The 13,657-nt window shown below is 65.1% G+C and carries 14 protein-coding genes; 3 read left to right on the plus strand and 11 right to left on the minus strand.

Annotated features, from left to right (window positions below; translation table 11 throughout):
* Nucleotides 1-13: 13 nt before the first annotated feature.
* Nucleotides 14-1,120 carry an A/G-specific adenine glycosylase gene (gene mutY, locus PXJ20_RS04360; RefSeq protein WP_277597251.1) on the plus strand — a complete coding sequence of 369 codons (1,107 nt, stop codon included), beginning with the start codon at nt 14-16 and terminating at the stop codon, nt 1,118-1,120.
* Between the two features lie 32 nt (nt 1,121-1,152).
* On the opposite strand, the gene PXJ20_RS04365 is transcribed toward mutY, so the two are convergent.
* The 11 genes from PXJ20_RS04365 to kdsD all read right to left on the minus strand — a co-directional run bounded on the left by PXJ20_RS04365 (nt 1,153) and on the right by kdsD (nt 10,691).
* Complete coding sequence (locus PXJ20_RS04365; RefSeq protein WP_421030249.1) at nt 1,153-1,788, minus strand: LON peptidase substrate-binding domain-containing protein; 636 nt, start codon at nt 1,786-1,788, stop codon at nt 1,153-1,155.
* 81 nt (nt 1,789-1,869) lie between these two features.
* Nucleotides 1,870-2,763, minus strand: coding sequence for an RNase adapter RapZ (rapZ, locus tag PXJ20_RS04370; RefSeq protein ID WP_017772649.1), 894 nt, complete (start codon nt 2,761-2,763; stop codon nt 1,870-1,872).
* 66 nt (nt 2,764-2,829) lie between these two features.
* Nucleotides 2,830-3,798: an HPr(Ser) kinase/phosphatase gene (gene hprK, locus PXJ20_RS04375; RefSeq protein ID WP_017772650.1), complete on the minus strand. Its 969-nt coding sequence runs from the start codon at nt 3,796-3,798 to the stop codon at nt 2,830-2,832.
* 152 nt (nt 3,799-3,950) lie between these two features.
* Nucleotides 3,951-4,466 carry a PTS IIA-like nitrogen regulatory protein PtsN gene (gene ptsN / locus PXJ20_RS04380; RefSeq protein WP_017772651.1) on the minus strand — a complete coding sequence of 172 codons (516 nt, stop codon included), beginning with the start codon at nt 4,464-4,466 and terminating at the stop codon, nt 3,951-3,953.
* A 278-nt stretch (nt 4,467-4,744) separates the two neighbouring features.
* Nucleotides 4,745-5,104, minus strand: a complete 360-nt coding sequence (gene hpf, locus PXJ20_RS04385) for a ribosome hibernation-promoting factor, HPF/YfiA family (RefSeq protein WP_017772652.1) — start codon at nt 5,102-5,104, stop codon at nt 4,745-4,747.
* A 171-nt stretch (nt 5,105-5,275) separates the two neighbouring features.
* Nucleotides 5,276-6,784 carry an RNA polymerase factor sigma-54 gene (locus PXJ20_RS04390; protein ID WP_126877715.1) on the minus strand — a complete coding sequence of 503 codons (1,509 nt, stop codon included), beginning with the start codon at nt 6,782-6,784 and terminating at the stop codon, nt 5,276-5,278.
* Between the two features lie 290 nt (nt 6,785-7,074).
* Nucleotides 7,075-7,857, minus strand: a complete 783-nt coding sequence (gene lptB, locus PXJ20_RS04395) for an LPS export ABC transporter ATP-binding protein (protein WP_017772654.1) — start codon at nt 7,855-7,857, stop codon at nt 7,075-7,077.
* The gene (gene lptA, locus PXJ20_RS04400) at nt 7,854-8,531 is read right to left on the minus strand and encodes a lipopolysaccharide transport periplasmic protein LptA (RefSeq protein ID WP_017772655.1); all 678 of its coding nucleotides are present in this window, start codon (nt 8,529-8,531) and stop codon (nt 7,854-7,856) included. The genes lptB and lptA overlap by 4 nt, the downstream gene beginning before the upstream one ends.
* A 32-nt stretch (nt 8,532-8,563) precedes the next feature.
* The gene (gene lptC, locus PXJ20_RS04405; protein ID WP_413212977.1) at nt 8,564-9,163 is read right to left on the minus strand and encodes an LPS export ABC transporter periplasmic protein LptC; all 600 of its coding nucleotides are present in this window, start codon (nt 9,161-9,163) and stop codon (nt 8,564-8,566) included.
* The gene (locus tag PXJ20_RS04410) at nt 9,160-9,708 is read right to left on the minus strand and encodes a KdsC family phosphatase (protein WP_421030250.1); all 549 of its coding nucleotides are present in this window, start codon (nt 9,706-9,708) and stop codon (nt 9,160-9,162) included. The genes lptC and PXJ20_RS04410 overlap by 4 nt, the downstream gene beginning before the upstream one ends.
* On the minus strand, nt 9,708-10,691 hold the full coding sequence (gene kdsD / locus PXJ20_RS04415) for an arabinose 5-phosphate isomerase KdsD (RefSeq protein WP_017772658.1): 984 nt from the start codon (nt 10,689-10,691) through the stop codon (nt 9,708-9,710). Before kdsD ends, PXJ20_RS04410 begins: the two co-directional genes overlap by 1 nt.
* 158 nt (nt 10,692-10,849) lie before the next feature.
* Here kdsD and PXJ20_RS04420 point away from each other — a divergent pair, with 158 nt between their 5' ends.
* A complete protein-coding gene (locus PXJ20_RS04420) occupies nt 10,850-12,847 on the plus strand; it encodes a monovalent cation:proton antiporter family protein (protein ID WP_026121015.1) in 1,998 nt (665 codons plus the stop codon).
* A gap of 119 nt (nt 12,848-12,966) precedes the next feature.
* On the plus strand, nt 12,967-13,533 hold the full coding sequence (locus PXJ20_RS04425) for an adenine phosphoribosyltransferase (protein WP_042299439.1): 567 nt from the start codon (nt 12,967-12,969) through the stop codon (nt 13,531-13,533).
* The last annotated feature ends 124 nt before the right edge of the window (nt 13,534-13,657 follow it).

Below are 13,657 nucleotides of genomic sequence, written 5' to 3' on the forward strand. Positions count from 1 at the left end.
TTCCCCTCTTTTCATGCTCGCTCCCACCGTTCTTTCCTCGTCCGCGCAGCACACGTATGCCGCATTTTCAGCGCGGCTCATCGCGTGGCAGCGACAGCACGGCCGTCACGACCTGCCGTGGCAGAACACGCGCGACGCCTATCGCATCTGGCTTTCAGAGATCATGCTGCAGCAGACGCAGGTCTCCACGGTGATTCCGTATTACGCGCGTTTTCTGGAGCGATTCCCGGACGTGGCGGCGCTCGCCGCCGCACCGCTCGACGACGTGATGGCACTGTGGGCTGGGCTCGGCTATTACTCGCGCGCTCGCAACCTGCATCGATGCGCCCAGGTAGTGGTGGATGAGCACGGCGGGGTGTTTCCCGGCACGGTGGACGCGCTCGCGGAACTGCCGGGCATTGGCCGTTCGACGGCCGCCGCCATCGCGTCGTTCGCATTCGGCGCGCGGGCCACGATTCTCGACGGCAACGTGAAGCGCGTGCTCGCGCGCGTGTTCGGCGTGGAGGGATTTCCTGGCGACAAGCGCGTGGAAACGGCGATGTGGTCGCTCGCCGAGTCGCTGGTGCCGGGTGCCGAGGCCAGCGACGCCGACGTCACCGCCTACACCCAGGGGCTCATGGATCTGGGCGCCACGCTCTGCGTGCGCGGCAAGCCCGAATGCGCGCGTTGCCCGTTTGCCGACGATTGCGTTGCGAACACAACGGGCCGCCAGCGTGAACTGCCGGCGGCGCGGCCCAAGAAGACCGTGCCGACGCGCCGTACGTGGATGCTCGTGCTGCTCGATGGGGATGCCGTGATGCTGGAGCGGCGTCCGCCGTCAGGCATTTGGGGTGGCCTGTGGAGCCTGCCCGAGGCGGCAGACGAAGTCGCACTTGCGGATCGCGCGCGCACGTTCGGTGCGCGGGGCGCCGCTTCTGCGCTTGCGTCGCTTACGCACACGTTCACGCACTTCAGGCTCGATATCGAACCGCGTGTGGTCGAAATGGATCGCATCGCGAATGCGCAGCCTATGGCCGGCGCTGCAGAGACGGCCTGGGTCTTGCTCAGCGACATCGATTCGTATGGGGTGCCTGCGCCCGTGCGCAAGCTGCTCGACGGATTGCGCGGCTCGTTGCTATAGCGGGTTCGCGGTTGCAGCGAGCGCTGCGCCGCCTACAGCAGTTGATGCTGCTGCATGTAGTGATGCACGACGTCGATGCGCGCACCGGCGTCCTGCAATTCCATGAGCTTTTGCCGCGCCCGCAGCGCGATGGGCAGCACTTCGGCGAGCCGGTTCGACACCCACGTCGGGTCGTCGAGGCGGAACGGTTCGGCGAACGGCACGCTGTCCGGATCGCGCTCGCGAATCGTTTCGATGATGCGTTCCAGCACCTCCGCGCACGCGCCGAATTTCGCGAGCCGGTCGGTGCCTTCCAGCGGCGCGTCGTCGCCGATCGGGTCGGCCATGCCGACCAGAAGGCCGCTTGCTTCCACCCGATGCGTCAGCAGCCGGAAGCGCCGCGTGCCGCGTGCGCGCACCAGCAGCATGCCGAACGTTTCGACGTCGCATTGTTCGATCTCGGCGAGGCAGCCGGTTGCTTCGGGCACCGAAGGTTCGTCCGGCTGAGCCACTTCGCCGCCGCTCTTCAGCAGGCATACGCCGAACGGCGTGTTCTCGCGCAGGCAGTTGCGCGCCATGTCCAGGTAACGCGCCTCGAAGATCTTCAGCGGCAGCAGGCCGTCGGGGAAGAGCACCGTGTGCAGCGGGAACAGCGGCAGATCGGCGAGTACGGCATTGGTAGAGGACATGGCGCAACGCTTTCGGTTAAGGCCGCGCGGCGCGGCCAGTTGAGCACGGCCAGTTAGGCACGGCCTGTCTGGCCCGGCCCGTCAGGCAACGAGCTTCGACGATTCGCCTACGTCCAGTGGCGCATCGCGGTGCCGCACGATAACGTTTGCTTCTTTCGCAAGACGCGCGGCGAGCGTCTCTGCGATGAATACCGAGCGGTGTTGACCGCCCGTGCAGCCAATTGCGACGGTGAGATAGCTGCGATTGTCTTCGCTGAAACGAGGAAGCCACTTCACGAGAAACGCGTGGATGTCGTCGATCATTTCGCGCACGACGGGCAACGCGTTCAGGTAGTCGATCACGGGCCGGTCCAGGCCAGTCAACGGACGCAGCTCACGGTCGTAATAGGGATTCGGCAGGGTGCGCACGTCGAACACGAAGTCGGCGTCTAGCGGCACGCCGCGTTTGAAGCCGAACGACTCGAAGGTGAGCGCGAGACTGCTGCGTTCCTGCTCGACGAAGCGCTTCACCCAGGCGCGCAGCGCATTCGCGCGCAAATTGCTCGTGTCGATCTGATGGCCGAATTCGGCAAGCCCCGCGACCAGCTCCCGTTCGTGCTCGATTGCTTCCTCAAGCGACGTGAGCAGCCCGACGTCGGCGTCATGCAGTGTGGAGCCCGACAACGGGTGGCGGCGGCGCGTTTCCGAGAAACGCTGGATCAGCGACTGCGTGCTGGCGTTCAGGAACAGCACGCGAACGTCGTGCTGGCGCGAGAGATCGCGGATCATCGCGGGCATTTCGTCGAGCGAAGCGCTCGAACGGGCGTCGATGGCTACTGCCAGCTGCTCCTGGCCGTCGCTGGCCAGATAGGCGGCGAGCTGCGGGAGAAAACGCGGTGGCAGATTATCGACGCAGTAATACCCCGCGTCTTCGAGCGCGTTCAACGCAACAGACTTGCCGGAGCCGGAGATGCCGGTGATCAGGATAATGCGCATGGGAGTGGGGAAACGGTTCGTTTCATCATAGCATCTGCCCCGCGCGCCTGCCCGGCTGGCGCGGCGCTACATCAGCTTGCCGGGGAACTGGCTGTCCGGATCCTGCATGGCGAGGCGCTGGCGGTCCATGAAGTCGCGCAGCGTATCGATGCCGCGCAGTTGCAGGATCGTGTTGCGCACGGCGGCTTCTACGAGCACCGCGAGGTTGCGGCCGGCCGCAACCTGAATCGTGACCTTGCTGATGGGCAGGCCGAGCACGTCGACCGTCTGGCTTTCCAGCGGCAGGCGCTGGAATTCGCCGTCGGGGCGGCGCACCAGCTGGACGATCAGCTTCAGCTTCATTTTGCGGCGCACAGCCGTTTCGCCGAAGATCGTCTTGATGTCGAGCAGGCCAAGGCCGCGCACTTCGAGCAGATTCTGCAGCAGCGGCGGGCAGCGGCCCTCCACGAAGTCGGGGCCGAGTCGCACGAAGTCGACGGCGTCGTCGGCCACGAGGCCGTGGCCGCGGCTGATCAGCTCCAGACCCAGTTCGCTCTTGCCGAGACCCGAGTCGCCCGTGAGCAGCACGCCCATGCCGAGGATGTCGAGGAATACGCCGTGCAGCGTGGCGCGCGGCGCGAGGATGCGCGACATGTAGAGGCGCAGACTGTCGATCACCGCGGCCGCCGACATCGGCGTGGTGAAGAGCGGCGTGGACGAGCGGGTACAGCGCAACACGAGTTCCGGCGGGGCGGCGACGCCGCCGGCTACGACGAGGAACGGCGGCTCGAGGGCGATCAGCTCGGCCATGTGCCGCGAGCGGTCTTCGTCGGTCTGGCGCTGGTAGTAATTGACCTCCGCCTCGCCCAGCACCTGGATGCGGTTCGGGTGGATCAGGTTCAGGTGGCCCACGAGGTCGGCGCTCGACGTCGCATTCACCACCGTTTCGGCCGAGAAGCCGCGTTCCCAGCCTTCATGCCCCGTCAGCCAGCTGAGCTTCAGCGTGGCGGCGTTGTCGTCGAAGATGCTTTGGGCGTTGATGCTGGAGGTGTCCATGAATCCAAGACTCCAAGGTGGGCCGCTCGTCCGGCGTTCCGGAGCGAGGCTGCCCGGTGGGCGCATCGGATGGGGCGTACCTCAGCCGTGTTGCGCGGAGTGCGGCGTCGGGGGGAGAGCGGTCTTTCGCCGGGCGGGCCGGCCGCGATACGTCAAGGTTGCCACTGGGTGAGCAGGCGATGCAATGCTTCGCGGTCTTCTTCGGTGTGCAGGCGCTCGCGCGTTTCCCGGTCCGAGAGCAGCTGGGCGATTTCCGAGAGAATTTCGAGGTGTTGCTGAGTGGCCTGCTCGGGTACGAGCAGGAAGATCAGCAGCGAGACAGGCTGGCCGTCTGGCGCCTCGAACGGAATGGGCGCCGCGAGACGCACGAAGGCGGCGAGCGGCTGCTTGAGGCCCTTGATGCGTCCGTGCGGGATGGCCACACCTTCGCCGAGGCCAGTGGACCCGAGGCGTTCCCGCGCAAACAGATTGTCGGTCACCGTACTGCGGGCGATGCCGTTCTGGTTTTCGAAGATCAGGCCCGCTTGCTCGAACACGCGTTTCTTGCTGGTGACGGAGAGTCCGACGACGACGTTCTCGAGTGGAAGAATTTTGGCTAAACGATTCATGTTGGCAGGCGAAAACGTGGCCTGGATGCTGCTTGCCGCGGCGGGTGACGGATATTCCATGTCTGACAGGATGCTCACGGCGAAGTGCGACGAAACCCCTTTTTTAACGGGACTCCGGCGGAAATGCCCCGAAAGTGACCGAAACATTATAGAACAAGCATACATCGGCATGGTGCGATGCGCCATGCATTCACCCAGGCGTCGAAACCTGGCGTTCGTCGCGGTTATCCCATTTGCCGTCATGCCCAGCCCATGAAAAAACCGCCCGGTTTCGGGCGGTTTTTTCATGGGCTGCCAGCCGGACTGTCCGTGGCCGCGCGTGCCGTGCCACCTTCGTCTTATTGCGGTGGGACTTCGACGGGCGGCGTGGTGGCTTGATGCTTGATGGCCTCGTGCTGATGCCCCTGTACGCGATCTTTGTGGCGCACAACCTGCCGGTCCAACTTGTCGACCATCACGTCGATGGCAGCATACAGATCGCCGTTCGCGCTTTCGATGAAGATGTCTTTGCCCTTCAGATGAAGGCTGATTTCAACCTTCTGTCTCTTGTCCTTTTCCCTGTGATTGTCGACCGAGAGGACCACATTGCCATCGATTACCTGATCGAAATGTCTTAGCACCCTATCCAGTTTGGTGATCACGTATTCTCGCAACGCTGGCGTTACTTCGAGATGGTGTCCACTGATCTTCAGATTCATCGTGCTTCTCCAGGCTGATGGCCGCCGTGCGCGTTCGAATGCGGCGATACCGGTCGACTGCTGTCCGATTTATGCCGTCTCCCCGAGACTGACTACGGACGGGCCGCATCGGCCGGCCATCCCCGCCAACAGCGACGCGGCCGGAAGACGCCCGTCGCGATAAGCAACGGGCTAAAGAGACTTGCGCAGGTTGACCGCTGGAATCTTGAGCGCCTCGCGATACTTCGCCACCGTGCGGCGCGCCACCACGAAGCCCTGTTCCGCCAGCAGTTCGGCTATGCGGCTGTCTGAAAGAGGGGATTTCGGGTTCTCTGCTCCTATCAGTTGCTTGATGAGCGCGCGTATGGCCGTGGATGAGGCCGCGCCTCCCGTATCCGTCGAAACATGCGATCCGAAGAAGTACTTAAATTCAAGCGTCCCAAACGGGGTGAGCATGTACTTGCCGGTTGTCACACGCGAGACAGTTGACTCGTGTAAGCCCAGCGTATCAGCTATTTCCCGCAAAACCAAGGGGCGCATCGCAATTTCGCCGTGCACAAAAAAGTTCTTCTGACGCTCCACAATGGCCTGCGCAACACGCAGGATTGTTTCGAAGCGCTGCTGAATATTTTTGATCAGCCAGCGGGCTTCCTGCAGTTGCTGACGCAACGAGCCGCTGCCTGGATCGCCGCGGTTGTTGCGCAGGATGTTCGCGTACAGATGATTGATGCGCAGCTTCGGCACGACCTCGGGATTCAGTTCGGCGTGCCATCCTTGTGCGGTCTTCTTCACGATCACGTCGGGCACGACGTAGTCGGCTTCGGCCTTGCCGTAGGCCGCACCCGGGAACGGTTCGAGCGAGCGGATCAGCGCATGGGCGTCGCGCAGTTCGTCGTCGCTTGCCTTCAGATGTTTGCGCAGACGAGTGAAATCTCGTGCGGCAAGCAACTCCAGATGGTGCGCGACGATTTCGAGCGCGAGTGTGCGAGTAGGCGACGGATCGAGCCGAAGCAACTGCAGCTTCAGGCATTCCGATGCCGAACGCGCGCCGACGCCAGGCGGGTCGAAGCTTTGCAGCAATGCGAGTGCTGCGTTCAACTCGTCGGCGTCCACCTCGAGCTCGACCGGCAAGTCGGCCAGTATTTCTTCACACGTTGCCGTGAGGTAGCCTTCGTCGTCGAGCGATTCGATGAGGAACGTGATGAGCGCGCGGTCACGCGGGCTTGCCTGCGTGACGCGCAACTGTGCCGTCAGGTAGTCGCGCAGCGACGTGGTGGATTCGTGGATCTGCAGCGGCGGAAGGTCGTCGTCGTCGGACGCGTTGCCGGAGCGGCCATAGTCGTCGAGGTTCCACTGCGACGCATCGCCGTTGGCATCGGAGCCGAGGCCGTTGTATTCGTCGACGCTGGCGGGCTCGCCGCTTTCCGAACTCTCTGTCGAGGAAGACGACGAGGGTGCGGCGGACATCGGCTCGGGCGCCGAAGGCGTGGGCGTTTGCGCGATGACGGAACCGTCTGCCGCCACCCGCAACGGGCTGGCGATCCAGTCGTCTTCGTTTTCGAGCAGGGGGTTCTGCGCGATCGCCGTCGCGACTTCCTGTTGCAATTCGAGCGTAGACAGCTGCAGCAGCCGGATGGACTGTTGCAGTTGGGGGGTCAGCGCAAGATGCTGCGACAGGCGAAGTTGGAGGCTGGCTTTCATGGCAATTTGAGATTCATTGTAAAGAGTTTGCCACGACCGCGATACCCGGCGACATACGCGAAAACGCGTGCCCAGATCTGGTGCGGCTGCGAGCGCGGCGCGAGGCCGGCGAGCGTAAGAATTGCTGCGCGATGGGGCGCGGCTCATTAAACGCTGAAGGAGCGGGCCGGGTGGCGGCCCCGCGCAGAGGACGCCGGCAGATGGCGTGTCGCCATGCGCCGGGTGCGTCTTGATGAAGCAGGCGGCGGAGCGAGCGCAGCGTAAGCGCTCGCTCTACCACTCTCCTGTGCCTACATGCGGAAGTGTTCGCCCAGATAGACGCGGCGCACGCTTTCGTTCTCGATGATGTCGCCCGGTGCGCCTGCCGCCAGCACGCTTCCGTCGCTGATGATGTACGCGTGATCGCAGATACCTAGCGTTTCGCGAACGTTATGGTCGGTGATCAGCACACCGATGTTGCGCTGCTTCAGGAACTTCACGATCTTCTGAATTTCGAGAACAGCGATCGGGTCCACGCCCGCGAACGGTTCGTCGAGCAGAATGAAAGCCGGGTCCGTGGCGAGTGCGCGCGCAATTTCCACGCGTCGCCGTTCGCCGCCCGAGAGCGACAGCGCCGGGTTCTCGCGCAGATGCGCGATCTGCAACTCGTCGAGCAGGGCTTCCGTGCGCTCCGTGATCGCTTCCTTCGAGAGCCGCTTGCCGGCGCCGTCATGCTGAAGTTCGAGCACCGCGCGAATGTTCTGCTCGACGGTGAGCTTGCGAAATACCGACGCTTCCTGCGGCAGATACGACAGCCCGAGCGATGCGCGCTTGTGGATGGGCAACAGGCTGATGGACTGGCCGTTCAGGTCGATCTCGCCGGCATCGAGCGGCACGAGTCCCACGATCATGTAGAACGACGTGGTCTTGCCCGCGCCGTTCGGCCCGAGCAGCCCGACCACTTCGCCGCTCTTCACGTCGAGCGACACGTCTTTCACGACCGTGCGCGAGCCGTAGCGCTTCTTGAGGTTGCGTACGACGAGGGAACTGCTGGTGCCGGCCGGCTGGCGGTTATGAAGGGGGCTCGCGTTCACTGCGGTGTTCCCTTCAATTGCGTGGACGGCACGAGCGTGGCTGAGGCACCGGTGAGCGGCGCGGCGCCGCCGTTGCGCGGCGACAGCATGGCGCGCACGCGCCCTGTCGGGTTGCCAGGGCCGGCTACGTCCTTGCCGGACTTCGCGGTATAGAAATCGTTCTGGCCGTCGTAGGTGATCACGCTGCCGTGCACCTGGTCCATCACCGTGGAAAGACCTTGCAGGCGACGCACGGTTGCGCGCGTGGTGAGCGTGGTGAGGTCCTGCTTGCCGTCGTAGTCGATGCGCTCGGCGTCGCCGTCGATGTATTCGTCCACGCCGTCGCGCTTCTGACGGAAGTAAGCGAGATTGTTGCCCGTCGACGTACCCGTGGCGTACTGGTAGCCCTGCGGATCCTGGTGCACCTCCACACGGTCGGCCTTGATCACGATCGTGCCTTTCGTGGCCACCACGTGCCCCGTGAAGATGGTGACCTGCTTGAGGTCGTCGTACGTCATGTTGTCCGATTCGATGTTGAGCGGCTTGTCCTTGTCGGCGCGCTCGGCGTGCGCCGCGGGCGCTACGCCGGCGAGTGCGAGCACGAACGTCAATGCCGCCAGAGCGGCAAAGCGGGTGCGGCGGACGCCGCCGGCCGCGCGCGGGCCGGCTTCGAAACAGGGGAACGAGTGGTTCATGCAGTCGTGCCTGGAATGGATGACCCGGGCTGTCAGGAGGAGCCGCCGGAGTCGGCCGGAGCGATCGAGCCGCGGACATTGCCGAACAGCTGGATCACCCGGGTGACATTGTTGTAGTTCATGCCGTTGGTGGCCGTCATGACCGACTGGCCGCGCTGAAGTTTAACCGGCTTTTCAGTCAGGATCACATCGTCGTTGACCAGCACGCGGAAATGCTCGGAATCGGCCTGCATCGGCGGGTCGCCGGCGCCCGGCGCGCGTACGATGCGCGCGTGGTCGTACATGTCGACCACCGACGCGTCGCTGTTCACCGTGCCGCGCTCCGCCGTGGCCGTGACGATCGGCTTACCCGGCTGGAACGCGCGCACCGCCGGATTCGTGAGGTCGCTGTTCTCGTCGTCCTCGTAGTGGAGAAGATGCGTGGCCGTGAGCCGGTACTGCGTGGCGCCGGACTGATCGAGTTCGGATACCGAGAAGTTGTCGGCGAAGTAATCCGGCGTGTGCGTCTTCGGGCGCTGTGCGCTTTCGTTCGGCCGCGGCAGCGTCGCCTGCAGCAGCCACCACGTGATGCCGGCAAGCGCGGCCATGGCGACAACGGGAATCAGCGAGGTCCAGCGAAACGGCGCGTTCATTCGTGTGCCGCTCCGCAGGCGGCGGCGAGCATCGCTTCATAGCGATGCTGGGCGCGCAGCAGCGCGTCGCACACCTCGCGCACGGCGCCGTGGCCACCGCGCGCTTCGCTGACCCAGTGCGCGCGTGCGATCACTTCGGGGTGCGCGTTCGCGGGCGCCGCGACGAAGCCGCAGCGGAGCATCACCGCGAGGTCGGGCCAGTCGTCGCCCATGTAGCCGCAGTCTTCGGGGGGGATGCCCGTTTCTTCCAGCAGCTTCGCGAACGCGGTGAGCTTGTCTTCGACGCCTTGATGCACGTGCGTGATCTTGAGTTCCTCGGCGCGGGCCGCCACGATGCCCGAGCGCCGCCCCGTGATGATGGCCGTTTCGACGCCGGCCCGCTGCAGCAGCTTGAGGCCGTGGCCGTCCATCGAGTTGAACGACTTCATGGTGTCGCCGTTCGCGGTGAACATCAGGCTGCCGTCGGTGAGCACGCCGTCCACGTCGAAGATCATCAGCCGCACACGACTGGCGCGTTCGGTGGCGGTAAGGGCGGAGACGGCCATCAGATCACCTTCTTCGAGAACAGATCGTGCATGTTGAGTGCGCCGATGAGCTTGCCGGCGTCATCGACCACGAGCATCTGATTGATCCGATGACGCTCCATCAGTTCCACGGCTTCCACGGCGAGGCGGTCGGCGGCGATCGTGCGCGGGTTGTGCGTCATGACCGATCCGATTGGCAGATCGCGGAAGTCGCCCACGCGTTCCAGCACGCGCCGCAGGTCGCCGTCGGTGAAGATGCCCAGCACGCGGTCGGCGTCGTCCACGATGGCCGTCATGCCCATGCGCTTGGCCGTGAGCTGGAACAGCGCGTCGCGCACGGTGGCGCTTTGCGGCACCTTCGGAATCTGGTCGCCCGTGCGCATCACGTCGCGTACGTAGGTGAGCAGCCGCCGGCCAAGCGCGCCGCCCGGATGCGAGCGGGCAAAGTCGTCGGCGCCGAAGCCGCGGGCGTCGAGCACGGCGACCGCGAGCGCGTCGCCCAGTGCAAGCGCCGCCGTGGTGCTCGCCGTGGGCGCGAGATTGAGCGGACAGGCTTCCTTCGATACCCCGGAATTCAGATGCACGTCGGCGAGCTTCGCGAGACTCGAACCCGGGCGGCCCGTTATCGCGATGAGCTTCGCGCCCAGCCGCTTGATGAGCGGCAAGATCGCGATCAACTCTTCGGATTCCCCTGAGTTGGACATCGCAATAAAGACATCGTCGGCGGTTACCATGCCGAGGTCGCCGTGGCTGGCCTCGGCGGGATGCACGAAGAAAGCCGGCGTGCCGGTGGAGGCGAGCGTTGCCGCGAGTTTGCGGGCGATATGGCCTGACTTGCCGATTCCCGAAACGACCACGCGGCCACGGCAGCTGAGGATGAAATCGACCGCACCGACGAAGCCTTCGTCGAGCTGGTCGCGAAGCGAGCGCACGGCGTCAGCTTCGATGTCGAGCACGTCGCGAGCGAGCGCGAGTGCCCGATCGCCATTGATTTTCGCTATCATTCGCGGAGTATAGCAAAGGCGTTTGTTCGCCGCGCCGCGCGCCGACCGCGCGGCCGCTGCCTTCGCCGGCCGCTCGACCTTGTTGCGCCTGGGTCCCGCCGCAAGGCGTCCATGCCGCCGCGCAACGGTTCCGCTGACGAACGAGGACGCTTTTCACGATGATCTCCCCGTTGGAAATGACGCTGTTTCTGCTGCTGGCTTCAGTGGCGGGCGTCGTTCTCTTCCGCTATCTGAACCTGCCACCCATGCTCGGCTACCTCTCGGTCGGCATCGTGGTGGGCCCGCACGCGTTCGGCATCGTCCCGGATTCGCATGGCGCGCAGAACCTCGCCGAATTCGGTGTGGTGTTCCTGATGTTTTCGATCGGGCTGGAGTTCTCGCTGGCGAAGCTGCGCTCCATGCGGCGCGCCGTGTTCGGGCTCGGCCTGCTGCAGGTGCTCGCGACCATTGCGATTGCCGTGGTGGTGGGTCTCGCGCTCGAACGCTGGGTACACATCACGTGGGAAGGATGCGTCGCGCTGGGCGGCGCCATTGCGATGTCGTCCACGGCGATCGTGAGCAAGATGCTTGCGGAGCGGCTGGAACTCGAGTCCGCGCACGGCCGCAACATCATGGGCGTGCTGCTGTTCCAGGACCTCGCCGTGGTGCCGCTTCTCATCGTCATCGCGGCGTTCGGCGGCGGTTCGGCTTCGCTGATGGAGTCGCTCGGGCTTGCCGCGGTGAAGATCGTGGTGGCGCTCGCGCTGCTCCTGATCGTGGGTCAGCGCTTCATGACGCGCTGGTTCAACGTGGTCGCGCGGCGGCGCTCGCAGGAGCTGTTCGTGCTGAACCTGCTGCTCGTCACGCTTGGCGCCGCGTTCATCACCGACAAGTTTGGCCTCTCGCTCGCGCTCGGCGCCTTCATTGCCGGCATGCTGATTTCCGAGACGCCGTACCGGCATCAGGTGGAAGAAGACATCAAGCCGTTTCGCGACGTGCTGCTCGGGCTTTTCTTCGTGACCACGGGCATGCTGCTGGACCCGCGCGTGATCTGGGAGCATCCGCTGCTGGTGTCCGGCTTCCTGATCGTGCCGATGCTGCTGAAGGCGGTCATCATCACGGGGCTCGCGCGGCTCTTCGGCGCGCTGCCCGGCGTGGCGATGCGCACGGGGCTCGGCCTCGCGCAGGCCGGCGAATTCGGCTTCGTGCTGCTCAATCTGATTCTCGACAAGCACCTCGTTGACGCCACGCTGCTCCAGGCCATTCTCGCCGCAATGCTGCTCTCGATGCTCGCCGCACCGTTCGTCATCCAGAACGCCGACCGCATCGTGCTCAGGCTTTCGTCGACGGAATGGATGCAGCAGTCGTTGCAGATGACGCGCATCGCTACGCAAAGCCTCAAGCAGAGCGGGCACGTCATCATCTGCGGCTATGGGCGTTCCGGGCAGAACCTTGCGCGCATGCTCGAGCACGAGGGGCTGTCGTACGTTGCGCTCGACCTCGATCCTGACCGCGTCACGGCGGCTGCGGCCGCGGGCGAGTCGGTGGTGTTCGGCGACGCGGCGCGCCGCGAATCGCTGGTCGCCGCGGGCGTGCATCGCGCCGCGGCCATCGCGATCACCTATGCGAACACGCCTTCGGCGCTGCGCGTGCTGCATAACATCCACGAACTCGAACCGACGCTGCCCGTCATCGTGCGCACCGTCGACGACTCCGACCTGGAAAAGCTGCTTGCCTCGGGCGCGACCGAGGTGATTCCTGAGATCGTCGAAGGCAGCCTGATGCTCGCCTCGCACACGCTCGTGGTGATGGGCGTGCCGATGCGGCGCGTGGTGCGGCGGGTGGAGGAAATGCGCGACCAGCGCTACAGCCTGCTGCGCGGCTATTTCCACGGCGCCGACGACGCGGACGTGGACGACGGTCACGAGCAGGTGCGGCTACAATCGGTGCCGATCGACGCGAAGGCGGACGCCGTGGGCCGCACGCTCGCGGAGCTGGGCCTCGCGGACATCGGTGTCGAAGTGACGGCGATCCGCAGGCACGGCATTCGCGGCGTGGAACCCGACCCGTCGACGAAGCTGCGCGCAGGCGACATCGTCGTGCTGCGCGGCTTGCCCGAGCAGCTGGCCGAGGCGGAAGAGCGCCTTTCGCGGCGAAGCCGCGCCGCCGCCGCGTGACGGCACGCGCGCAGTTTCGGAAAGCGTTGCGAGCCGCCGCTTCCAGCCGCACGACACGCCGCCAGGGCGCTTTCGGCACCCCGACCACTCACCATTGAATCGATTCACCGGGAGACATCATGTCCCACGCGCCCGCGAACGCGCCGCTCGACGCAGCCCAGTTCGTCAAAGACCAGATCCGCACAGTGCCCGACTGGCCCCAGCCCGGCGTGCAGTTTCGCGACATTACGCCGCTCCTGCAGAGCGCGAAGGCGCTGCGCGTGCTGATCGACCTGTTCGTGCAGCGCTATATCGACGCGCGGCTCGACTACGTTGCCGGGCTGGACGCGCGCGGCTTCATCATCGGGCCGATTCTCGCGTACGAACTGAACCTCGGCTTCATCCCGATCCGCAAGGTGGGCAAGCTGCCGTACCGCACGGTGTCGGAGTCGTATCAGCTCGAATACGGCGCGGCGACCGTGGAGATTCACGAGGACGCGTGCAGCGCGGGCGACCGCATCGTGATCGTCGACGACCTGATTGCGACCGGCGGCACGATGATGGCCGGCAAGAAGCTGCTGGAGCGGCTGGGCGCCGTGGTGGTGGAGGGCGCGGCGATCATCGATCTGCCCGACCTGGGCGGCTCGCAGCTGTTGCGCGCAGCCGGCCTGCCGCTCTACACCGTGACCGAATTCGGCGGCCACTGAGTTACCCGGCCGGGCTCGATCGGGTTACCGATTGAGCCCCGGCTGGTTCGCTGACGCGGGCGGTTCTGTTGCCCGCAGCTCATCGCCACCGCAAGCGCTGCCGCCATCGACCCGACGCTACGAT

Source organism: Paraburkholderia sp. A1RI_3L, from assembly GCF_048957895.1.
GTDB lineage: Bacteria > Pseudomonadota > Gammaproteobacteria > Burkholderiales > Burkholderiaceae > Paraburkholderia > Paraburkholderia kururiensis.